Below are 22845 nucleotides of genomic sequence, written 5' to 3' on the forward strand. Positions count from 1 at the left end.
CGACCTGGTGGCCATGTCACATCGGAATCGATGCCCACGTGCCGTCGGAACGCGTGCCCACGTGCCGTCGGAACGCGTGCCCACGTGCCGTCGGAACGCGTGCCTACGTGGGTTCGGAATACGCAGTCCTTTCAAGAGGTTGCGCGCCGCGGGAGCATTACGGCCGCCGCGCGCAGCCTCGGCGTGAGCCAGCCGAGCTTGACGCTCGCGATGCAGCGCCTCGAGCGTGAGCTGGGCACGACGCTCCTGCACCGCGGACGCAGTGGCGTCGCCCTCACCGAGACGGGCCTCGCGCTCGCCCGCGACGTCGACGACATCCTCGCCATGGTCGCTCGTACAGAGCAGCGCATCCGCGGCCTGGAGGAGGAGGAGACCGGGCGCTTCGTCGTCGGCTGCCATGAGTCGCTCGGCGCCTATTTCCTCCCTGCATTCATGCAGAGCTTTCTGGTCGAGGCGCCAGGGATCGAGCTCACCTTGTGGAACGGCTCGTCGGCCGGGGTGCGCGACGCCGTCGTCGCCCGCGAGGTCCATTTCGGGGTGGTGGTGAACCCTTCGCCTCACCCGGACCTCGTGCTCGTCCGGATGTTCGAAGACGCGGTGGACTTTTTCACCGCCGAAAGCCCGGCCCGTACACTCTCTGCCGCGTATGACCGCATCCGGCGCGGCCCCCTCGTGCATGCGAAGCGGGTCACCGAGAGCCAAGCGCTCATCATCCAGCTCGAGGGCGAGGGTGTCGTCGCAGAGCGCGAGCTTTCGTGCGGCGACTTCGAGCTCGTCAAGACGCTCGTCCTCGAGGGGATTGGCATTGGCATCCTGCCGAGGCGCGTCGCTGCCTACGGCGCGGGCGAGGGCCTCGTGCGGCTGCACCCAGACCTCCCCCATTTCGACGATGCGATCCATCTCGTCTACCGCGGCGACCTGCACAAGACGCGCGGGGCGATGCGCCTCAAGGACGCGCTGGTCGCGCACGGCAAGGCGCTGCGCTCAGCGCCTCGCCCCTCCACCGGGCGCAAGCCGGGGCCCGTATCGTCGCGCTAGCCGGCTGTCTCCTTGCCCTCCGCGGCGCGCGCGGGCTTGGGAGGGCGCATGGCGTACTCCTCGGCTTGATCCCGAGCCGCTTGCGAATCACCTGCGCCGCACGTTTTGTAGATCCGGAGCTCGGCATGCCTTTGGGGAACGCGTCGAGGAGCGGAAGTGCGAGCTATCTCCGGCTCAAGGCGGTGTCGGCGATGGACAATGGCGTACTGGTTCCCCGTGAACTGAACGCCAGCACGGTTGAGGCACGCAGGACGGGGAGGGCTCGTGGTCCCATCGCGCGAGCGTGATGCTCCCGTGCTCGCGTCGGGCAACGTCGTGTCCTCGCCATCCTCGCTGCGAGCGTTGTGACGTGGAAACGGCCTGCGGGTGGTTCCGGGCGTGACGTTGCCCTCTGCTGCGCGCGGTGGTTCCGCCGATGCGCGGGCGATGGGCAGACGAAGTGCCTCCGGCGGAGGCTTCGAGCTCAGGATGGCGCAGGGGTCCGCAGCACTGCCGCTGAGCCTTCTTGGTCCGGGAGCGGCAGTTACCGGGAAGACGTGCAGTAGGTCGAGGGCCATGTGGCCGACGACGTGGACCTCATCCGCGAGATCGAACACCAAAACGGCGTCGTCCGGATGCCACAGCACTTTTTTTGCTGACGTCACCCTGGGTGTTATGTAGTGTGAATTTGGGGGGATTTGTTGTGGTCGAGGAAACGAATGAAACGAACCCTGCATGTCCCATGGATGAAGAGTTGGCTCTGGAGCCTGCCGGTGGCGATGGCGCTGTCGGCTGGAACCCTGGCGTCCACTTGTGATGGCCCTCCAGATTATCCGGTCCCGGATACGACGCTGCGCCTGATCCCCGAGGTCGGGTCGGTGGATGAAGATGGCGGGCCCGTCTTGGTGCTGGTGGAGCTCCAGCAGGTCGAGGACAAGGACGCGGAGGCAACGTCACGCGTAATCCTGTACGTAGGCGCCAAAGGCGCGACCTCGGAAACACTCCCCGGCCCGGTGTTTTGCGAGAAGAAGGACACTGACGGTGCCGGCGGCGAAAGCAGCGGCGGCGAGAGCGGAAGCGGCGGCGAGAGCGGAAGCGGCGGCGAGAGCGGAAGCGGCGGCGGCATGGGCGGCGGCGATGCGTCTTCGGGAGGCACGAGCGCAGATCTCGTCCTGCCCGATATCGCGTTGCTTTCGGCTACCGAGACGGAATCGCAGGACGAAGAGACGGGCGAAACGAAACACCGGAGCGTTCGCCAGGGCGGCTTCCTTGTACAAGTGCCCAAGGGGGACGGCGATGTGCGCCTCGTAGCCACGGTGTATTCGCACACGGGCGGCGAAGCGGAATGCGAGCCTGCGCAGAAGAAAATGCTCGCGATTGCAACAGCCCGTATCGAGCGGGAGAAGCCGGCTGCGGATGCGGGCGCGGACGGCGGAAGCGGAAGCGGAGGCGGAGGCGGCAGTGGCGGCGGCATGGACGGGGGCGACACCGAGGGGATGGGTGGCAGCGGAGGCGGCGGGGGCGGAGGCGGCATGGACGGGGGCGGCGCCGAGGGGATGGGTGGCAGCGGAGGCGTGGATGGCGGTGCGGAGGCGGATGGAGGTTGACATGATGGATCAGGTTGCTTTTCAACGTATGCGCTTTGTGACGCGGGCGATCACGGTAGCGTTCGTGACCGCCCTGATCGGCTGTGGCCCCAAGGCCCAACCCGCTGCGAGCCCGTCAACGAGTTCCGAGGACACCGACACCGTACGGAAAGCCTTGCGTGCTGCCTATGCAGATGGGGTGAAGGTTGCAAAAATCACGGACACGAGGTGCGCTCCTGGTGTAGATGTATGGCTTCTTAGCCCAGGGCATATCGTATGCCGCGAGGATGATCGCCATGTCTTATTCTTCTGGGAGGATGGGACGCCAATCGAGCCTCTGCCCCAGGTAGACGAGGACGACACGATCGTGCTCGCCGTGGTGTCGAGTGATTCTAAAAAAGCGATCGAAGAGCTCCAGGTTACCGTATGTGATGGTGCAAGCCCTGTTCGAATCGCACCGCCTGGGGGCGGTAATAAGGCGAATGAAGTTGGCGACGTCGCAGCTAAAAGCAACAAACTCCACAACCTGCGAGTCGTGAAAGGGTGCAGTTCGGACCGTGGTGCCAGCGCCACCTTGCGGGCGGGATCACAAGAGAGCAAGAACATCCAGGTGCCGACGCTCGCCCTGCATCGGTTCACCATCGGGCTCGGGCTCATCTACGACTTCAGCACGCGCGTGGATTATCGTGCGGTTACCGTGAAAGGCGAGAACACGCCCATCATCGTGGAGGACAAGCACCTCGTGGGGATTGCTCCCCCGATTCCCTTCGTCGCATTCCGCCCCGTTCCCGTGGACGTCAAACGCTCGCGTCTGCGCTCCCCTGGCGAGTGGTTCGGTGTTGCCCTCGGAATTTCGGTCGTGGAACCGCTCGACCACCTCTACCTCGCCGGGCTGGTCGAGCCATTTCCGGGCTTCGGCTTCCTCCTCGGCGCCCATTTCCATACCGTGCCGACGCTGGCAGGGGGCTACCAGTCCGGCGATCGCTTCACTGGCGGGACCGAAGTGCCGGTGGACAAACGATGGCAGATCGAGGCAACCAGGGCCTTCCTTGGTCTCAGTGTGGACGCCAGTTTGCTGACCAGGCTCCTCCAGGCAATCGAGTAGGTACATTCCAGTGGACGATGAAGGAGAATGCCCATGAAGGTTTTTATTGCTCTCATGGCGATGATCACTTTGGCCGGAGGATGCAGCGTGGGACACGAGCATACCTCCGCAGCTAGCGAGACACGGGCTGGATCGAACGAAGCCAGGCCCCAGGGGTCTTCTGGGGAAAACAGCCCCACTGCGGCTCCTGGTGGAGCCGCTTCCCCAGCGTCCGCGCTCGAAGGGGCCTCACACATCGACTTGTTGAAGGAACTGCGACGGCGGGCGCAGTCGACGACGGCTGTCCCCAAGGGGGAGTTCGGCCTCGCCCCGCAGATGGCGGGCGGAGGATTTCCGGGGCTTGAGCAGATCCCTTCGGATGCAATCCTCACGAAGCTGATCCAGCGGCAGCAAGAGATCTTCCGCATCAATCAGAAGGACGACATCAAGGACGTGGGGAAGGTTGGTCAAGGGACGGCAGCGAATCCCACGAACTACCCGGTAGGTCCTGGTGACGACGACACCATGGTCAGGCTCTCGGATAGCGTGGTTGCCGTTTTTCCGAGCTCATTGGTCGAACGTCCTGCCGGCGGGAAGGTCGCACTCTCGACGAGCATAACGTTCGGTCAACGTATGTTCGGTCCAGACAAAAAGTGGCCACTATGTTCCAGCGAGCGTTTTCGCGAACAGCCTGTGGGCGCGAAGTGCACCGGTTTCCTTGCCGCACCGGACATCGTGGTGACGGCAGCGCATTGCGTCGACAAGAGCAACGTCACCGAGACCAGGTTCGTCTTTGGCTATGTCGCTTCGGCAGCATCGACGCCTCGAACGATCTTGCCGGCAAGCGACGTGTATTCCGGAAGGGAGATCATCCACAGAAAGGAGGCGACCGAAGGCAAAGCCGATGACGGTGAATGGGCGCTCGTCCGCCTCGACCGCACCGTGGTCGGTCACACTCCTGCGAGCGTTCGTCGTGAGGGGGTCCCGCACAAGGACGACGCCATCTTCGTGATAGGCCACCCGTCCGGTCTGCCGCTGAAATACGCCGGCAACGCTGTCGTGAGGGAGGTGATCGGGCAGGTTTTCAGGGCGAACCTCGATACCTATGGTGGGAACTCGGGGTCGCCGGTATTCAACAAGAAGGGGGTCGTCGAGGGGATTCTGATTCGTGGCGAGACCGACTTCGAATATGACGGAACATGCGTGAAGTCGATCGTGTGCCCGGACATCGGGTGCGGCGGAGAAATCGCGACGTTGTCTTCCGTCTTCGCCCCGAAATTGCCGAAATAGGGTCGGCAGCCAGCACGGCTCGACCACGAACCACCCCCTGCCTGCCCCTGCTTCTCCCCGCCCTCCCGTCCTCGCCAGCCCGTTAGCCTGTCCTCCCTCCTCCTCCAGCCCGCCCTCGCCTACCGGCCAAGCCGTCTTCAGCCTCCTCCAGCCCGTCCTCAGCCATCGTCCGCTCGTCTTCACCTACCTTCGAGCTTGTCCTCACCCACCCAGCAGGCTGACCTCCTCCTGCCCGCAACCCGTTCTCACCCACCTGCGAGCCTGTCCTCATCCTCCCGCAGGTTGAACTCACCCTCCCGCAGGTTGAGCTCACCCTCCCGCAGGCTGCCCTCACCCTCCGCCAGCCCGTCCTCAGCCTCCCCCCATGACGCGATCGTGCTGCCCTTCCAGGAAATATCCGCCATCAACGTCGAACACGCACCCCGAACCGGAGGTGCTCGATGACGACTGGTACGTTCTCTCCTTATGCTGGCCCTTTTGATGTGACCCTCGTCGACGTGAAGGATGACCTCGTCGACCTCACCGCCGGAGCCTCCAAGGGCTTCCGCGGCGTGCAGCCTGGTATTGAGGACGTCGTCGACGAGCTCGCCGGCGCGATTCCTGTGTTCGGCGATGCCGCGGGGATCCCCGCGAAGGTCTACGAGCGCTTCACCGTCGAAACGAAGAGCATCGACGCCCTCACCAAGAAGGAAGCGGTCCTCGAGAAGATGCTCGAGGCCACCCGCGAGTCGAGGCGCCTCAAGGTCCACCAGCGCGAGAACACCATCGCCCAGATGGTCGACATCGCCAAGTCCACCGCCCAGCGCACCCGCGACAAGGGCATCCTCGCGCCCTTCGAGAAGACCCTCCGCTACAACGCCCAGGCCGCGCTCAAGGCCGCGAAGACCCGTCGCAAGAACGAAGCCGCGAAAGCCGCGGCCACGTCAAGCCTCGACAAGTAGCCCTTCGCTCGACGCTTTGGGGCGTAGCTCGGACGAGCCGAGCTACGCCCCAAACTCCTGCCCCCCCCTCCACGGCCATCGCACAGCCGTCCGCGCTAACCCATCGTTTCCATTCTCCTCCGTACGCTACCTTCGCGAGTTTGTAGACCCGTCGCACACGATCGCTCTACCCTTACGAGACTCATGGGTAACTCCAGGCACGTTCGGGGTGGGGTGATGGGCAGGGCGCGATGGATCGCAGCGCTCGCCCTAGCCCTTCCTTGGAGCCTGGGGTGCTCCTCGGGGCCTCCGGCGACGCGGTTTCTCGTCGAGGTCGCAATCACCGCGAAGGCGAACCGGAATTCGCCCGTCCCCATGACCATGGTCGCGGTCCAGGACGCGAAGCTCTTCGACCAGATCATCAAGCTCACCGCCAAGCAGTGGTACGAGCAGCGCGAGCAGATGCGCCGGGATTTCCCGAGCGGCACCGCGTTCACCGAGTGGGATTGGGAATTCGTCCCGGGCCAGGCGCCCCCGCCCATGGTCGTCGAGGTCGACGGCAAGGCCGTCGGCGCCGTCATCTTTGCCAATTATCGCTCGCCCGGCGATCATCGCTTTCGAATCGGCCCGCAACGCCGGATGCGGGTCGACCTCGGCGACGACGACCTCGTCGTGAGCCCCCTCGATGCTCCGGAGGAATGACATGAGCGCCGACGACATTCCGCTCGCGATTCAATGGCATGACGGGATGCTCCTGTCGCCGCAGCACTTCCAGGAGGCCGATCGCAGGTCCGAGCGCCTGCTCGCCTACCACCTCGGCCAGGCCTCGCCCTACCACCACGGCATCGTCTCGCTGAAGCTCGCCGAAGGCACGCTCGGCAGCGGCCTCCTTCGTATCCAGCAGGTCGAGGCCATCATGCCCGATGGCACCCTCGTCCATCACGCCGGCGGCAAACACGATCTCTCCGTCGATCTGCGCCCCCAGGCCGCGCTCGTCCGCGACGCACCCGCCACCGTCTACCTCGCCGTCCCGCGCGCGCAGGCGGCCGTCTCCGCCTCCGCCGCGGACCTCGCGCGCAACCGCTCCGCCGAAGGCGCGCCCGTCGTCGACGAACACACCGGCGAGGATCCGCTCGAGATCCCGCGCATCGCGCCGAGCGTCCGCCTCCTCGTCGCCGCCGAACCTCCGCCGCGCCTCGTGTGCCTCCCCATCGCGCGCGTCCGCCTCGAAGGCGAGGCGTTCGTCTCGACCGGGTACATCCCGCCCACCCTCGGCGTGACGCCCGGATCGGACCTCGACGAGATGTGTCAACGTCTCGCCGGTCGCCTGCGCGAGAAGGCCATGCGCCTCGCCGAGAAGGCGAACTTCCTGTCGCGCACCACCGATCGCGAGCTCATCGGCGAGGTGCGCCGCCAGATCCAGTGCCTCGTCGCGGCGCTCCCTCCCTTCGAGGCCGTCCTCTACTCCGAGCGCCCGCACCCGTTCTCGCTCTTCGTCGCGCTCACGGGCCTGCTCGGGCAGATCTCCGCCCTCGCGCGCACGCCCGTCCCGCCGCTCCTGCCCAAGTACCGGCACGACGATCTCCGCACGACCTACGAGAACGCCCGCGATCACATCTTCCGCATGGTCGACGAGGGCATCATCGAGTCCTTCACGGCCTACCCCTTCGATCTCAAGGACGGCAAGTACAACGTCCTCTTCCAGCGCGAGTTCCGGACCCGCGCCCTCGTCGTCGCCGTCCGCGCGGCGCGCGGCGTGCGCGAGGATCAGCTCCTCAACTGGATGAACGGCGCGCTCATCGGCGCCCCGGGGCGCCTCCGCACCATGCAGGAGAGCCGCATCCTCGGCGCCGGACGCAAGCGCGTCGAGCGCAACGGCGATCTCGTCGCCACGCCCGGCATCTTGCTCTTCGAGCTCGAAGAGCAGAGCGTCTTCCTCGACCCGGGCGAACCGCTCACCTTGTGCAACACGGCCGATCCGACGGGGCAGAGCGGGCCCTCCGAGGCGGTCCTCTACGTGAAGAGCGGGTAGGGGGATGGCTGCTTCTCCGGGACGACCCGCGCTCTCTCCCAAGCAGGCTGCCCTGCGGGATCAGCGCGTCCTCGTCGACGCGTTCTGCAACTTCCACGCGGACGTCGTCACGCAGAAGCGCGTGGTCGTCGCTTCGGGCGGCGTGCTCCCGTACGACGCCGTCCAGCAGCGCCTGCTCGACGCCTTCGAGCAACAAGCGGGCAAGGTCCAGGGCTCGCTCCCCGAGCACGAGCGCCGCCTCTTCGAGGAGACCCGCTACGTCATGATCGCCATGGCCGACGAGGTCTTCCTCCACCTCGACTGGACCGGCAAGGAGCCCTGGGCGGACAAACCGCTCGAGTCCGTCGTCTTCCAGACGCGCGACTCGGGAGACCGTTTCTTCAACCGCATCGACGACGCCCTCAACGGGCGGATCCCCGCCTCGTCGCAGCTCCTCACCGTTTACCTCACGGCCCTCGCGCTCGGCTTCCGCGGACGTTACGCGCCCTTCGGCACCGGCGAGCCCGAGACCTACCGCCAGCGCATCGTCGACTTCCTCGCCCGCACCGATCCCGAGATCGTCCGCGGCGAGGACCTCTGCCCCCAGGCGCACGAGCACACCGCGGCCGACGCGCCGCAGAAGCGTTTGCCCTCCCTCTCCCGAGGCCTCCTGCCGTTTCTCGTCGTCATCCTCGGCTGGATCGTCATCGGGGAGATCCTCTGGCTTTATCGCACGGCCGAGCTCGACGACGTGCTCGACCGCATCGAGGACGCCACGTGACCGTCGGCACCCTCCTCAAGATCGTCGCCGGCCTCGTCGCGCTCGCGGTCGTCGTGGCCGGGGCGTACGCGCTCTTCCTCGCGCAGAAGAAAAAAGCGCAGAAGGCCCTGGAGCTCGCCAAGCGCGAGGGCAAACCCGATCCCACGGCCGAGATCCGCGCCGCCGTAGCCAAGGCCAAGGCCGCGCTCGTCAAGAAGGTCCAGGACAAGACCGCGCGCGAGGAGATGCCGCGGTACCTCGTCCTCGGCGAACCTTCGTCCGGGAAGACCACGCTCCTCGGCGGCTCGGGCCTCAGCGTCCAGCTCATCGAGGGCGGCGATCCCGCGCCCGGCGACACCGCGGCCGTCAACCTCTGGATGCTCGGCAAGGCGCTGCTCGTCGACGTCGCCGGCCGCCTCCTCTTTGGGGAGGGCGGCACGCCTGCGCCCGATCCGCCGTACCGCGCGCTCTTGAACGAGCTCAAGCGCCTGCACCCCGATCGCCCCGTCGACGGCATCCTGTTGACGGTCCCTTGCGGCGAGGTCATGCAGACCGCGCGCTCCACGCCGGCCGAGCGCAAGCGCAAGGCGACGATCCTGCGCGCCGCCGTCTCCCTCGCGCAGCAGACGCTCGGCATGAACGTGCCGGTCTACGTGATCGTCACGCAGACCGATCGCCTCTCCGGCTTCCGCAGCCTCGGCATCGAGGTCACGCAGACCGGCCGCGACGACATCCTCGGTTGGTCGAGCCCGCACCCGCCCTTCACCGAGGGCTCCGAGGACTGGGTCGAAGAGGCGCTCGGCACCGTCCGGGATGCGCTCCTCCGGTACCAGGCGCGGCGGTTTGCCGGCGCCCCCGTCGTCCGCTCCCCCGACGACTTCTTCCTCTTCCCGAGCGAGATCGAGTCCCTCGCCGACGGCCTGCGCACCTACGTCGATCCCGTCTTCCTCGAAGGCGCCGGCCAGGAGACGCTGACCCTCCGCGGCATCTACTTCTGCGGCCTCGCCGATCCGCCCGCGGGCCCCCCGCAGCTCACGGCCCCCGGCGCCGCCCCCGCCGCGCCCGCGCCGCCGAAGCCCGCGGCCGCCGCCGCGCCGGGCAAGGTCCTCTTCGCGAAGGATCTGTTCGAGCACAAAGTGTTCGCCGAGCGCAACCTCGGCAAGCCCGCGGCCACCGCGCTGCGCCGCCGCCAGCGCATCAACCTCGCGCTCCAGATCGTGGCGTGTTGCCTCGGCGGCGCCTTCCTCGCGGCCCTCTGGATCGACGCCTCGCGCCTCGAACGCCGCACGACCGCGGTGATGCCTTTCTTGCGCGACGTCCAGAGCAACGTCCTCTCGGCGAAGAGCGAGACCCCGGGCACCGAGGCGAGCTTCGACGCCAAGAAGCTCCGCGCCAAGGCGCTCATCGAGAAGCTCGAGACGATCGAGGAGTCGGGCCGCCTGCGCTCGCCGCTGAACCCGGCGTCCTGGTGGGGTCGCCTCGACCGCCGCGTCGACACGGCCTTCGTCGTCGCGCTCGAGCACGTCCTCGTCGATACGTTCCGCGCCGGCCTCACGGAGGAGGCCACGCACCTGCTCCGCCCGCTCCCGCCGCAGCCCCCGCCCGACGCGTTTTTCCCGCTCAGCGTCGAGAAGAGCCAGGAGTACATCCTCCTCGAAACGTGGCTCCGCGAGCTCACCGCGTTCGAGGCCCACGTCGCGCGCCACGACGGCCTGCTCGGCGAGCTGCCCAAGGACGCGACGCCCGACGCCCGCATGCAGAGCGTCGCCGATCTCTCGGACTACCTGCTCGGCTACAAGACCTCGCCGACGATCGCGGTCGACTACTACCGCAACGCCCTCGCCCGCGGCGCGCGCCGTCAACCGTTTGACCTCGCCCCGCGCCGGGATCCTGCGCGCGAGAAGGCCACGGCGCTCTTCAAGGGCCTGCAGGATCGTGTCCTCGAAGCCTACAGCGACGCCGTCGTCCGCGCCGACGTCGAGCAGCTCGTGCAGAGCCTCAAGGATCTGGAGACGAAGGGCGCCGAGTACACCGCGCAGGATCTCTGGACCTTGCGCGACGCGATCGCGCGCGTCGAAGCGCACCTCGGCGCGCCCACGCTCTCCTGGGTCTCGGGCGAGTCGCTCCCGCCGAACGAGGGCATCGCGGGCCTCTTGAAGACCGTCAAGAACTCGCGCCTCCTCGGCGCCGACGTCGAGGCGTCCTTGCGCGGCGGCGTCGACGCGCGCCTGCTCGATCTCAAGACCTACGTCGCGAGCGCCGGCGCGCCCCTCTCCGGGCCCATCCTGGAGCGCAAGGGCGGCGTCCTGCTCATGCGCCTCTCGCCCTTCATCCTCGGGCTCAAGGCGCCCATCGACGCGCTCCGCCAGCAGACGTTCATGACGGCCGAGGAGGAGAAGACCCTCACGTCCGATCTCGATCGGTCGCGCGTCGACTGGGACGCCGAGGTCCTCAAGGAGGCCGCGCGCCTGCCCAAGGACTACGAGACCTTCCTCCAGGGCGGCGTGCTCAAGACGGTCGACGCGCGCATCCGCAACACGATCTCCGATCTCACGGTCCGCCAGATCAAGGCGAGCACCCTCGGGGCCGTCGCCCGCGCCGCGCGCCCGGCCACGCCGCTGCCCGGGAACAACAATCGCCAATTCGAAACCGTCCGCGGCGACGCGGCGAACCTCGGCATGGCGATGGCCCCCATCCGCGAGATGATCGGCGCGTTCGTCCGCCTGCGCATGGACGACACGCGGGATCGCCTGCGCGAGCTCATGCGCGGCCAGGGCTCCGAGGTGCTCGGGCGCGCCGCCGACGTCCTCCGCGCCGAGAACCTCTACGGCCTGAAGAAGGGCGGCTTCACCTGGTGGGACGGCAAATCCACGCCCGCCTTCGAGGCGTTCAGCGTCCCCGACGCCGGCCGTTTGTCCGAGTATGCCGCGGCCCAGCGCACGCGCGCGGCCACGATGCACAAGGAGCTCGCCGAGCCCTTGCTCGCGGCCATGGAGAGCCCCGAGATCGCGGGCGACGCGAGCGGCGATCCCAACGTCTCGCTCTGGCAAAACGTCGCCTGGCCGCTCAAGGATTACGAGAACAAGAAGGCGGGCAACGGGGTCTCGAACCTGGAGACCCTCATGCTCTCCGACCTGCCGCTCATCACGGCGAAGAACTGCATCGCCGAGCTCGACAAACGCGCCGGCGTCGACGGCGCGGGTGGCTTCTTCGCGGGCAAACAGAAGTACATCGTCGAGGAGCTGCGCGAGCGCTGCCGTGTCCTCGCGAGCGAGGAGATGCGGGATCGTTATGCCGCGCTCCGCCGCACCTTCAACCGCGAGCTGTCGGGCAAGTTCCCCTTCGTCAAGATCGAGCCGGGCATCCGCGTCGAGGACGCGCGCCCCGAGACCGTGCGGCGCTTCCTCCAGGACGCGGCCGATTTCCGCTCCGATTTCGGGTATGTCCTCGGCAAGGACACGAAGGCCTCGGCCGGCGAGGTCGGGCGCTTCCTCGAAAAGATCGAGGCCGTCCGCGCCTTCATGATGCCCATGTGGGCGCAGGTGGAGTCGGCCGAGGACGGCATCTACGACGTCAAGGTCGAGTTCCGCGTCAATCCCGGCCTCGAGGTCGGCGGCAACCGCATCGCCGAGTGGGCCATGCGGCTCGCGGACGAACGCCTCTTCCGCGACGGCCCCAAGGCCGAGGCGAGCTGGCGCGTGAACGACCCCGTCCGCGTCGATCTGCGCTGGGCGAAGACGAGCCTCGACGTGCCGCTCTCGACGCAGGGCCCGAATGTCTTCGTGAACGAGCGGACCGTCACGTTCGAGGAGCGCGGCCCCTGGGCGCTCTTGCGCATGATCGCATTCCACCAGAGCTCCGCGCGTGACGGCTCGCAGAAGACCGAGGGTGGATCCCACGTGCTCGGCTTCGTCGTGCAATCGTCGCCCGATTCCACGGGCGGCTTCATCGAGCGCGTCGGCACCGACGCCAACACCGTCCGTGTCTTCGTCCGCCTCGCGCTCACCGGCGTCGAGAAAGACCGGATGCTCAGGTACCCCGAGTTCCCCGCGACCGCTCCGAACCTTTAGGAGACAGAGCCTCGATGTCGACGAAGGCCCCGCTCATCGATCTGGAGACGCTCCTCCTGCCCATCTCCGAGGAGGCGCCGAGTGGCACGTCTCTCCGGTACGAAGGCACGTACGACCGCGTGCGCGAGGCGCGCCGCGAGGATGATCCTTCGCTGCCCATGGGCGAATGGGAGACCAAGCTCAAGGTCGCCGACTTCGCGCTCGTGGACAAACTTTGCCAGGAGGCGCTGCGCAAGAAATCGAAGGACCTCCAGATCGCGGCCTGGCTCGTCGAGGCCTGGCTCCGGCGCTCCCGCGTGAAGGGCCTCGGCCAGGGTTTGTCCCTCGTCGCGGGGCTCTGCGAGCGGTACTGGGAGGGCCTCTTCCCCGCGCTCGGCGACGACGACGATGCCTCGGCGCGCGTCGCGCTTTACGAGTGGATGGACGACATCCTCTCGGATCGCCTGCGCCGCACGCCTTTCGGGGACGGCGACGGGTCGTTTTCGCTGCTCGATTGGGAGCTCGGCGGGCAGGCTGCGCCCGACGGGGACGGGGAGGGCGCGCGGCCGACACGAGAATCGCTGCTCGCCAAGATCTCGCTCGGCGGCGCGGTGACGCGCTGGTCCGAGATCGCGCTCGACGCGGGCACGTCGATCATGGCGGCCGAGGCGGCCGAGGCGGCGATCGCGGCGCACGTCCCGCGCTCGCCCACGCTCCGCCGCGTGCGCGAGGTCCTCGCGCAGATCGAGGTGCTCGCCCGCGACGCGGCGCGCATCAACGGCGAGAGCAGCCCGGAGGTGAGCGCGCCCGCGGCGAGCGCGCCGCCGCTCGGATCGGCCGCGGCGGTCGCGGCTGCGGCGGGGTTCACGACGCCGGGCGGGGGAGGGGGAGGCGGCGGATCGTTTGCGATCTCGAGCCGCGCCGACGCTTATTATCGGCTCGCCGAGGCGGCCGAGTACCTCATGCGGACCGAGCCGCACAGCCCGGTGCCGTACCTGGTCAAACGTGCGGTGCAGTGGGGCAACATGTCGCTCGCCCAGCTCCTCTACGAGTTCGTGGGGAACCCCGACGATCTCGTGGCGATACAGCGCCTGCTCGGGATGCGCGGGAGGGAGGAGTAACCGGGGGGAGGGACCCGAGGCGGGAGGGAGCGAGCGCCCTCACGAGGGTGTTGTGTTGACGAGCCCGGGCACGGTAAAAGGGTAATGCCCACGAGTACACGCCGTGCGCGGGCGGTTTTTCGGAGACTTCAAAAGCCGCGGCGTCGCCGCGAGAGCCGAGGAAGGGAGCCATCGATGGCAGAGAGCAAGCAGCACTGGCTGGACCGAAACCGTCCGCCGCGTGTGCAGATCACGTATGACGTCGAGACGGGCAACGCAATCGAGAAGAAAGAGATCCCGTTCGTGGTCGGCGTGCTCAGCGACCTGGGGCAGAACCCGGCGAACCCGCTGCCCAAGTTGAAGGAGCGCAAGTTCGTCGAGATCGACCGCGACAATTTCAACGACGTCCTCGCCTCGACGAAGCCGGAGATCACGGTGAAGGTCGAAGACGTGATCAAAGGGGCGGGCAAGATCTCGATCCCGCTGACGTTCACGCACCTCGACGATTTTCGGCCCGAGCGCCTCGTCGAGCGCATCCCGGAGCTCCGCAAGCTGCTCCGCGCGCGCGAGCGCCTGAACGACCTCCTCGGCAAGCTCGAAGGCAACGACGAGCTCTCGGCCGCGTTGCGTGAGGTCATGGAGAGCACCGAGGCTCTCCAGAAGATCACGGCGGAAGTTTCCAAGGATCAGAGCTAGGCCGCGCGGAGGGTACGAACATGCCGGAGACTACGAGCGTCAAAGAACTCATCGCCTCGAGCGCGGACGGCGGGGCGATCATCGATCAGATCCTCTCCGAGGGCGCGATGGTTCGGGGGGACAACCCCGTTCAGAAGAAGCACGCCCGCGACATCGTCGGAGAGTTCTGCCAGCAGATCCTCGACGAGCGGGATCCGAAGGACAAGCAGCGCGCCATCGATCTCGGCGCGGTGGCGGCCATTCAGGATCGCATCAACGAGATCGACGAGATCATCGGCAAGCAGCTCGACGCGATCCTGCACGCGCCCGAGTTCCAGTATCTCGAAGCGCGGTGGCGGGGCCTGCACTACCTCGTCATGAACACGGAGACGAGCACGCGGCTCAAGATTCGCGTGATCAACGTCCGCAAGGACGAGCTCCGCAAGGATTTCGAGGCCTCGCCCGAGTTCGATCGCAGCTCGCTCTTCAAGAAGGTGTACGAGGAGGAGTACGGCACGTTCGGCGGCGCGCCCTACGGCCTGCTCCTCGGCGACTACGAGTTCGACGGTTCGAGCCCGGACGTCGGCCTCTTGACCGAGCTTTCGAAGGTCGCGGCGGCGGCGCACGCGCCCTTCATCTCGGCGTCGAGCCCGCACCTCTTCGACATGGAGAACTTCGGCCAGATCGGCGTGCCCGGTGATCTCGCCAAGCTCTTCGAGAGCACGCAGCTCATCCAGTGGAAGGAGTTCCGCGAGACCGAGGACAGCCGTTACGTCGGCCTCGTCCTGCCGCACGTCCTCATGCGCCTGCCCTACGGCCCGAAGGGCGTGCCGGTGGACGGCTTCATGTACGAGGAGAACGTCGGCGCGGAGGACAAGAACTTCCTCTGGGGCAACGCGGCGTACGCGCTCGGCCAGCGGATCACGAACGCGTTCGCGCATTATGGCTGGTGCGCGGCGATCCGCGGCGTCGAGGGCGGCGGCCTCGTCGAGAACCTCCCGGTGCACGTCTTCAAGACGAGCGAGGGGGATCTCGCGGTGAAGACGCCGACCGAGGTGGCGATCACCGATCGCCGCGAGAACGAGCTCTCCGAGCTCGGGTTCATCTCGCTCTGCTATCGCAAGAACAGCGGCCAGGCCGCGTTCTTCGGCGGCGCGACCGCGAACAAGCCCAAGGTGTACAACCTGCCCTCGGCGACGGCGAACGCCCGTCTCTCGGCGCAGCTCCCGTACATCATGGCGACGAGCCGGTTCGCCCATTACATCAAGGTCATGATGCGCGACAAGATCGGCAGCTTCATGACGAAGGACAACGTGTCGTCGTACCTCAACAACTGGATCGCGGACTACGTGCTCCTGAACGACGACGCGGGTCAGGAGACGAAGGCGCGGCTGCCGCTACGCGAGGCGCGGATCGACGTCACCGACGTTCCCGGCAAGCCGGGGGCGTACCGTGCCGTCGTTTTCTTGAAGCCGCACTTCCAGCTCAACGAGCTCACGGTCTCGATGCGCCTCGTGGCGGAGCTTCCGCCTCCTGTGGCGTGACGGGCCTCGCAAATCAGTGTAGGGTATGATCAGGAAGTTACCGCCCCGCGCTCGAACGGAGCGCGCGGGCGGTGACCGTCGACGGGGACGCGGAGGAGTGAACGATGGAAACGAGTTTTTTGGAGATTGAAGGCGTCAAGGGCGAGAGCACGGCGAGCCAGGGCAAGGACAAGGTCGAGATCCTCTCCTTCAGCCACGGCGTCGCGATGCCCCTCACGGCGGGCGCCTCGGCGAACGCGCGCTCGCATGGCCGCACGGTTCATCAGGACTTCACGTTCAGCAAGTTCCTCGACATCACGTCGCCCACGCTGAACCTCAAGTGCAGCGGCGGCGACAACATCAAGAAGGCCGAGCTCACCGTCTTCCAGGCCGACAAGAACGACGGCGACATGGTCCTTTATTACAAGATCACGTTCGAGGACGTGATCCTGACGAACGTCTCCGTGAGCGGCGGCAGCGGCGGTCGTCCCATCGAGACGGTCACGTTCAACTACCGCAAGATTAAGTGGTCGTACGCCCAGCAGGGCCAGCCTTCGCCGGCCGGCAAGAAGGGCACGGCCGAGGCGGGTTGGACGCTCGAAGAGAACAAGAAGCTCTAACCCGAGGACGTTTCATCGTCCCAGGGGAACGACAGAATGGCGAAAGCGTGGGGATCCACGAGCGCGGGCAGGGTTCCCCTGTTCGACCGGTTGGTCGACGAGAACCCTGCTCAAAAACAAGAAGCGGTCCCCTATTGCACCCTCGATCGAGACGGGCTGCGCGCCTCGGTGGCCCGCGAGCTCGGTCGAATCCTCGGCACCCGCAGCCCCATCTCCGGCGACGAGGCTCTCTCCCGACAGCGCACGACCATCGATTACGGTTTGCCCGACCTCGAGCTCGGCGGCCGTGCGCTCGTCCCGGAGGAGCTTCGGCGCCTCGTGCGCCTCGTGCAAAAGACGATCGAGGCGTACGAGCCGAGGCTCCAGAACGTACGCGTGGAGATCAAGCGACGCGAGGACGCGCCGCCGCATGCGCGCCTCGTGGTCGCGCTCTCGGCGACGCTCGTCACGGACGAGGTGCGTGAGCCGCTCTCGTTCGAGGCTCCGCTCGACGGGAGCCAGGGGGCGTCATGAGCAAGGGAGATCCGGATCGCGAGATGCTCGAGCTCTACGCGCGTGAGCTCGCGTATCTGCGCGAGCGCGGCGCCGAGTTCGCGAAGGACTATCCGAAGATCGCGGCGCGCCTCGGCACGTCGAGCCAGGCCTCGTCCGATCCGCACGTCGAGCGCCTCGTCGAGGCCTTTGCGTTCCTCTCGGCGCGCCTCACGCGGGACATCGAGGCCGAGCTGCCGATTTACACGACCTCGCTGCTCGGCGCGCTCTATCCGCAGCTCGCGTGTCCCGTGCCGGCGATGGCGATCGCCGGGTTCGAGATCGACCCGAAGGAGGCCAAGCTCGGCTCCGGGTACACGGTCGAGAAGCACACGCCGCTCTTCGCGGCCTCGCAGAGCGGCCCTGTTTGTTATTTCCGTACGGCGTTTCCGGTCACGCTCTGGCCGATCGAGATCGTCAATGCGGGCATGGTCCCGCCCGAGAACCTCGACGTCCCCTCGTGGCTGCTCACGAACGCCGCGGCGGCGCTCGAGATCGAGATCTCGACCGGCGGCGTCCCCCTCGACAAACTCGGCATGCGCTCGCTGCGCTTCCACATCACGGGCGGCGGCATGGGCGCGGCGCGCCTCTACGATCTGCTCGCGGCGCACGCCGTGCAGGTCCTCGTCGTCGGGGAAAACCCCTCCCACGACTGGACGTACGGCAAGATTCGGCCCGTGGGCTTCGAGGCGAACGAGGACGTCCTGCCCTATCCTCCGCACGCGCACCGCGGCCATCGCCTCGTGCAGGAGTATTTCGCGTTCCCGGAGAAGTTTCATTTCTTCGACGTCGACCTGCCGAAGCTCCCGCCGCGCAAGAACGCGAAGATCCTCGTCCTCTTCGATCAGAAGCCGCCGGCCGGCGTCGCGGTCCGCCCGACGACGTTGAAGCTCGGCTGCACGCCGATCATCAACCTCTTCCCGCGCAGCGCCGAGCCCATCCGTGTCGATCACACGCGGCCCGAGTATCGCCTCGTCGCCGACGCGCGCCGCGAGCGGACCACCGAGGTCCATTCGATCACGCGCGTCGCGGCCACCGCGCCCGGTGAGCCCAAGCAGATCGACTACGCGCCTTTTTTCTCCTTCGTGCACCACCGCGCGGGCGAGCGGCCGCGCGCGTTCTGGCACGCGCGCCGCGTCGCCACGGGCCGCAAGGAGCTGCCGGGCACCGACCTCTGGCTCACGTTCGTCGACACGGATTTCAAGCTCGCGCGTCCCCCGTCGGAGACCGTCTACGCCGGCGTCCTCTGCACGAACCGCGACCTCGCGAACGAGATCGCCAAGGACACGCAGCTCTCGCCCGAGCGTCCCGTCCCGGCGCGGAAAATCGTTTGTCTCACGAAACCGACGCCCCAGCGCGCCGCGCCCATGGGCGGTGAAGCGCTCTGGCGGCTCGTCTCGAACCTCTCGCAGAACCACCTCTCGATCACGGACGGCAAGACCGGCGTCATGGCCCTGCGCGAGAGCCTGCGCGCCTACGTCTTCGGCGACGCGCCCGACGCCGAGCGCCAGATCGACGCGCTCCTCGAAGTGTCGAGCCGCGTGGTCACCCGCCGCCTCGGCAGCGACGCGTGGCGGGGGTATTGCCGGGGCCTCGAGATCACGCTCACGCTCGCGGACGAGCAGTTCGCCGGATCGAGCCCGGTCCTCCTGGCCTCGATCCTGAGCCGATTCTTCGCCTTGCAAGCGCACATCAATGCGTTCACCGAGCTCGTGCTGAAGCGCGCGTCGCGCGCGGAGGTCTGGAAACGATGGCCGCCCACGGCTGGCGAAAGAGCCCTTCTGTAGAGGCCTGGCTCTTCGACGAGGGGCACGCCTTCGATTTTTATCAGGCCGTCTCCCTCCTCGAACACTGGCGTGAGGGGGATGCCGTTCCCCTCGGCGAGGGCTCCGATCCGTCGCGCGAGTCCGTGCGGTTTGCCGGGAGCGTCGCGCTCGACTTCCCCGAGACCGACGTCGCGCGCATTCGCCCGCCGCACCGCGAGGGCGAGCCCGCGAAGATGTTCGTGAACTTCCTCGGCCTCGGCGGCGCCCTCGGCCCGCTGCCGCCGCCGATCGTCGAGTCGATTTACATGCGCGCCGTCCGCGGCGACACCGCGGCGCGTGATTTCCTCGACATCTTCAACCACCGCCTCGTCTCGTTCGCTTATCGCATCCGCAAGGGCCACCGCGTCGGCCTCGGCGCCTCCTCGCCCGAGAAGGACGATGCGGCGCGGCACCTCTTCGCCCTGCTCGGCCTCGGCTTCAAGGCGCTCGAAGGCCGGCTCGCGGTCCAGGATCGGGCGCTGCTCGAACACGCGGCGAACCTGGGGAGCGAGGCCCGCTCGCTCGAAGGCCTCGTCGCGATCCTCCGCCGGCATTTCGGCGTTGCGATCGAGCCGATCCCGCTCACCGGGGCCTTTCACCCGATCGAGGACGCCGATCGCACGGCGATCGGCCGATCCGGCCAGAACCGCGCGCTCGGTCGTGATGCTTGCCTCGGGGGGCGTTTCTGGGATCAGGAGTCGACGTTCGATCTGCGCATCGGGCCCATGAAGCTCGGGGAATTCCTTCGATTCCTGCCGGACGGCGACGCGCTCGCGCCTCTCTGCTCCCTCGTGCGTTTTTATGCAGGCGCACGATTCCACTTCGGCCTCATCCTCGTCCTCGCCGAGGGCGAGGCGCCGCGGATCGAGCTCGGGAGGACCACGTGCGCGCTCCTCGGCCAGATCGCCTGGCTCGGAAATGTGAACAAGAACGGCGGCGAGAACCGCGAGGTCCGTTTGTCCCGTGCGGCCATTCGGAAGGGGCTCGGCGAGGCGCCGGGCTGAAGGACTCCCTCACCGCCGCCCTCCCCCTCACCCCTTGCCCCTCGCGGGAGAGGGGAGAAGAGGCGTCTGGCAGGGGGTGAGGCTTGTCAACGGCGCGCGCGCCGCGGTATCGTGACATCCCGATTTCGTGGGCATCGCTCGCCGTGACCGCGCCATTGGGAGAGGACGGTTCCTAGCCGCATGACGACCGCAGAACAGAGCCAGGGCGCCACGGAGAGCATTCCGAGCAAGCTCGGGAAGTTCGCCTCGGAGCAGATCGACAAGGCCGAGGTCACGGTCACGAAGGGCGTCTCGACCGTCCGCGACTCGACGAACCAGATCATCGGCAAGGCCGAAGAGCAGATCCTCAAGCTCAACAAGGCCCTCTACGAGACCAAGAACGGGATCTCGTCCGGCATCGACACGGCGATCAAGGAGACCGAGGGCCAGCTCAAAGGGATCACGCCTGAGCTCAAGAAGATGGGCCAGGACGCGATCTCGACGGCCAAGGGCAAGCTCGACGGCCTCGTCGACGAGGTCGAGGGCAAACTCGAATCGCAGAAGGACTCGCTCGTCAAGACGGCGCAGGATCAGATTCAGAGCGCGGCCGACGCGGCGAAGGGCAAGATCGACGAGATCGGGCAGCTCGGCGAGGATCAGGCGACGAAGGTCCTCGACGCGGTGAAGGCGCAGTCGGACACGGTCGATCAGAAGCTCGGTGATCTCGGCGGGCAGATCGACGGCAAGATCGAGGGGATTGGCGCCGATCTGCGCGCCAAGTTCGAGCTTGCGCTCGCGAAGGTGCCGGATCACGACGGCGCGAAGGTCGAGATGTCGGCGAACGTCGACGCTGTCGTCGCGGAGCTGCGCTCGGCGACGAAGGACTCGATCGAGCAGGCGCGCGAGACGTTGAAGTCGCTGGTCAAGCAGACCAACGACACGATCAAGCAGACGATCGGCGACGTGCGGCGCACGATCGGCGAGGTCCCCGAGCGCATCAACAAGTGCGCGCAGGACATCATCGCGAAGGTCAATGACGCGATCCAGAAGACGATCGACGAGATCTCGAACCTCGCGCACGGGCTCGTGGCGCGTACGGCGGAGCTGCTCAACGAGGCGCTGCTCACGATCACGAGCACCATCGACAAACTCCTCGCGGACGGCTTTGCGCTCGTGCGAGGGATCAAGGCGGATCTCGATCGTCTTCTCGACAAGCTGCTCGAACAGATCCGCGACCTGACGCTCGGCACGCTGGAAGACGTGCGCAAGGCGGCGAACGAGCTGCTCGGCACGTTCGAGACCGAATGCAAGAAGATCCTCCAGACGATGGAGGACTCCGTCGTGGGCTCGGTCGAGGAGCTCGGCGGCAAGATGAACGCCTCGATCAAGGCGCTCCAGGCCGAATTGAACCTCGACGCCGACAAGATCGTCCGGGATCTCGTGGCCGAGGGCGCGAAGGGCCACGACGACGCGCTCGCCGACTTCATCAGCGCCGGGTACTCCGAGGACACCTCGGTCATCCCCAAGATCCGCGCGAAGGGCGAGGCTGCGATCAAGCAGATCGAGGCCAAGACGAAGGCCCAAGGGGAGAAGCTGATCAAGGACTTCGAGATGCAGGCGACCCTGCTGAAGCCCAAGATCCAGGCGCAGGGCATCAAGGTCGTCGCGCAGATCGCCGCGCTCGGGCCGAAGCTCGCGATGCAGGCGGTTCAGATCGCGACGAGCATCGCTTCGAGCATCAAGGACAAGGGCGAGGCGGTCAAGAAGACGTTCGAGGAGCTGCAGAAGACGCTCGTCGACGCGATCACGAAGAAGATCCCCGATTACCTCGACAACTGCAAGAAGCAGATCAAGGCCGCGGCGGACGCGCTCGTCGAGGCGGGCAAGACGTTCTACGAGAAGACGCTCGCCGACCTCATGGCGACGATCAAGGCGGCCGAGGCGCGCTTCAAGAAGCTCGCGTCGGAGATGAAGGACCTCATCGAGACGCAGGTCCTCGAGCTCGTGGCTTCCATTCGCAGGACGGTGGAGACCTCGATCCAGCGCTTCAAGGATCTCGGCAAGGCGTTCGAGGACAAGACGAACGCGCTCATCAACGACATCCCGGCGCGGCTCATGAAGCTGGAGCAGGTGGCGCGGGTCGCGGTCGATCGGGAAATCGCGCTGGCGAAGGGGCTCGCCAATGCGACGAAGGAAGACATTCTCCTGAAGGCGCGGACGGCGCTCTCGGAGATCAAGAAAGCGGCGTATGGCGTCCTCGGCGGGATCCAGGGGGATCTCGGCGCCGTGCAGGGCTCGCTCGCGCTCGTGATCCCGGCGGGCGCGGGGCTTGACGCGGCGGGGGCGATCAACCTCGTGGTGTCGGGCGGGCTCGAAGGGATGATCGCGTCGGCGGCGAACGCGGCGTCGGCCGTGGTGACGGCGGGCGTGAATGCGGCCGAGGCCGTGAATTCGGCGGCGGAGCAGGCGGCGGCCGCGATGGGCGCGGCGGGATTCGAAGGCGCGGCGAATGCATTGACGGGGGTGCTCTCGCAGCAGATGGGCGAGGTGCGGACGGAGGGCGAGAAGGCCAAGAACGTCATTGCGGCGGCCAAGGAGAAGATGACGGCGGTCGCCAAGGAGGCGACCGATACGTGTACGCAGGCGGCGCAGGCGGCGCAGGCCGCGGCCGCGGAGGTCGTGGAGGCCGCGAATGCGACGGGCGACGCGGTCAAGGCGTCGGCGGAGAACCTGACGAAGGGCCTCGAAAAGGCGAAGGACATCGTCAAGGAAGCCGGCAAGACCGCGATGCAATCGATGAAGGAGGCCCAGGACGCGCGCAAGGGCGGCGACGGCGCGCAAGCCGGCGCGGGCGCGCAGGCCGGGGCCGGCGGCGCGGATGGCGCGGCGGC

Annotated in this window: 17 protein-coding genes; all 17 read left to right on the plus strand. The window is 67.2% G+C overall.

What is annotated here, in order from left to right; genetic code table 11:
• Positions 1 to 30: 30 nt before the first annotated feature.
• A complete protein-coding gene (locus tag E8A74_RS49120; protein WP_136936121.1) occupies positions 31 to 1038 on the plus strand; it encodes a LysR family transcriptional regulator in 1008 nt (335 codons plus the stop codon).
• A 698-nt stretch (positions 1039 to 1736) separates the two neighbouring features.
• The gene (locus E8A74_RS54435; protein ID WP_211365638.1) at positions 1737 to 2624 is read left to right on the plus strand and encodes a hypothetical protein; all 888 of its coding nucleotides are present in this window, start codon (positions 1737 to 1739) and stop codon (positions 2622 to 2624) included.
• Position 2625: 1 nt separating this feature from the next.
• Positions 2626 to 3708, plus strand: a complete 1083-nt coding sequence (locus tag E8A74_RS49135) for a hypothetical protein (protein WP_136936124.1) — start codon at positions 2626 to 2628, stop codon at positions 3706 to 3708.
• Positions 3709 to 3741: 33 nt separating this feature from the next.
• The gene (locus E8A74_RS49140; RefSeq protein ID WP_170229967.1) at positions 3742 to 4977 is read left to right on the plus strand and encodes a trypsin-like serine peptidase; all 1236 of its coding nucleotides are present in this window, start codon (positions 3742 to 3744) and stop codon (positions 4975 to 4977) included.
• Positions 4978 to 5459: 482 nt separating this feature from the next.
• Positions 5460 to 5918 (plus strand): hypothetical protein, encoded by a 459-nt coding sequence (locus tag E8A74_RS49145; RefSeq protein ID WP_136936126.1) that lies wholly within the window; start codon positions 5460 to 5462, stop codon positions 5916 to 5918.
• Between the two features lie 360 nt (positions 5919 to 6278).
• Complete coding sequence (locus E8A74_RS49150; RefSeq protein WP_170229968.1) at positions 6279 to 6599, plus strand: hypothetical protein; 321 nt, start codon at positions 6279 to 6281, stop codon at positions 6597 to 6599.
• Between the two features lies 1 nt (position 6600).
• Entirely contained in the window at positions 6601 to 7929 is a 1329-nt protein-coding gene (gene tssK, locus E8A74_RS49155; protein ID WP_170229969.1) for a type VI secretion system baseplate subunit TssK, read from the plus strand.
• Positions 7930 to 7933: 4 nt separating this feature from the next.
• Positions 7934 to 8689, plus strand: a complete 756-nt coding sequence (locus E8A74_RS49160) for a DotU family type IV/VI secretion system protein (RefSeq protein WP_136936129.1) — start codon at positions 7934 to 7936, stop codon at positions 8687 to 8689.
• Entirely contained in the window at positions 8686 to 12738 is a 4053-nt protein-coding gene (locus E8A74_RS49165) for a type VI secretion system protein (protein WP_136936130.1), read from the plus strand. Before E8A74_RS49160 ends, E8A74_RS49165 begins: the two co-directional genes overlap by 4 nt.
• Positions 12739 to 12752: 14 nt before the next feature.
• On the plus strand, positions 12753 to 13838 hold the full coding sequence (tssA, locus tag E8A74_RS49170; protein WP_136936131.1) for a type VI secretion system protein TssA: 1086 nt from the start codon (positions 12753 to 12755) through the stop codon (positions 13836 to 13838).
• Between the two features lie 174 nt (positions 13839 to 14012).
• On the plus strand, positions 14013 to 14513 hold the full coding sequence (gene tssB, locus E8A74_RS49175) for a type VI secretion system contractile sheath small subunit (RefSeq protein WP_136936132.1): 501 nt from the start codon (positions 14013 to 14015) through the stop codon (positions 14511 to 14513).
• Positions 14514 to 14533: 20 nt separating this feature from the next.
• Entirely contained in the window at positions 14534 to 16036 is a 1503-nt protein-coding gene (tssC, locus tag E8A74_RS49180) for a type VI secretion system contractile sheath large subunit (protein WP_136936133.1), read from the plus strand.
• 104 nt (positions 16037 to 16140) lie between these two features.
• Positions 16141 to 16635 carry an Hcp family type VI secretion system effector gene (locus E8A74_RS49185; protein ID WP_136936134.1) on the plus strand — a complete coding sequence of 165 codons (495 nt, stop codon included), beginning with the start codon at positions 16141 to 16143 and terminating at the stop codon, positions 16633 to 16635.
• A gap of 36 nt (positions 16636 to 16671) precedes the next feature.
• On the plus strand, positions 16672 to 17148 hold the full coding sequence (gene tssE, locus E8A74_RS49190; RefSeq protein WP_136936135.1) for a type VI secretion system baseplate subunit TssE: 477 nt from the start codon (positions 16672 to 16674) through the stop codon (positions 17146 to 17148).
• Positions 17145 to 18953: a type VI secretion system baseplate subunit TssF gene (gene tssF / locus E8A74_RS49195; protein ID WP_136936136.1), complete on the plus strand. Its 1809-nt coding sequence runs from the start codon at positions 17145 to 17147 to the stop codon at positions 18951 to 18953. The genes tssE and tssF overlap by 4 nt, the downstream gene beginning before the upstream one ends.
• Positions 18917 to 19975, plus strand: coding sequence for a type VI secretion system baseplate subunit TssG (tssG, locus tag E8A74_RS49200; RefSeq protein ID WP_136936137.1), 1059 nt, complete (start codon positions 18917 to 18919; stop codon positions 19973 to 19975). Before tssF ends, tssG begins: the two co-directional genes overlap by 37 nt.
• Positions 19976 to 20155: 180 nt before the next feature.
• A partial coding sequence (locus E8A74_RS49205; protein ID WP_136936138.1) for a hypothetical protein occupies positions 20156 to 22845 on the plus strand: 2690 nt, incomplete at its 3' end.

This window comes from Polyangium fumosum (assembly GCF_005144585.1).
Lineage (GTDB): Bacteria > Myxococcota_A > Polyangia > Polyangiales > Polyangiaceae > Polyangium > Polyangium fumosum.

Coding starts and splice junctions, on each gene's coding strand:
- tssK (WP_170229969.1), top strand. CDS start 6,601: ATGAGCGCCGACGACATTCCGCTCGCGATTCAATGGCATGACGGGATG.
- E8A74_RS49135 (WP_136936124.1), top strand. CDS start 2,626: ATGATGGATCAGGTTGCTTTTCAACGTATGCGCTTTGTGACGCGGGCG.
- E8A74_RS49150 (WP_170229968.1), top strand. CDS start 6,279: ATGGTCGCGGTCCAGGACGCGAAGCTCTTCGACCAGATCATCAAGCTC.
- tssF (WP_136936136.1), top strand. CDS start 17,145: ATGAGCAAGGGAGATCCGGATCGCGAGATGCTCGAGCTCTACGCGCGT.
- E8A74_RS49140 (WP_170229967.1), top strand. CDS start 3,742: ATGAAGGTTTTTATTGCTCTCATGGCGATGATCACTTTGGCCGGAGGA.
- tssG (WP_136936137.1), top strand. CDS start 18,917: ATGGCCGCCCACGGCTGGCGAAAGAGCCCTTCTGTAGAGGCCTGGCTC.
- tssE (WP_136936135.1), top strand. CDS start 16,672: ATGGCGAAAGCGTGGGGATCCACGAGCGCGGGCAGGGTTCCCCTGTTC.
- E8A74_RS49185 (WP_136936134.1), top strand. CDS start 16,141: ATGGAAACGAGTTTTTTGGAGATTGAAGGCGTCAAGGGCGAGAGCACG.
- E8A74_RS49160 (WP_136936129.1), top strand. CDS start 7,934: ATGGCTGCTTCTCCGGGACGACCCGCGCTCTCTCCCAAGCAGGCTGCC.
- E8A74_RS54435 (WP_211365638.1), top strand. CDS start 1,737: ATGAAACGAACCCTGCATGTCCCATGGATGAAGAGTTGGCTCTGGAGC.
- tssC (WP_136936133.1), top strand. CDS start 14,534: ATGCCGGAGACTACGAGCGTCAAAGAACTCATCGCCTCGAGCGCGGAC.
- tssA (WP_136936131.1), top strand. CDS start 12,753: ATGTCGACGAAGGCCCCGCTCATCGATCTGGAGACGCTCCTCCTGCCC.
- E8A74_RS49120 (WP_136936121.1), top strand. CDS start 31: ATGCCCACGTGCCGTCGGAACGCGTGCCCACGTGCCGTCGGAACGCGT.
- tssB (WP_136936132.1), top strand. CDS start 14,013: ATGGCAGAGAGCAAGCAGCACTGGCTGGACCGAAACCGTCCGCCGCGT.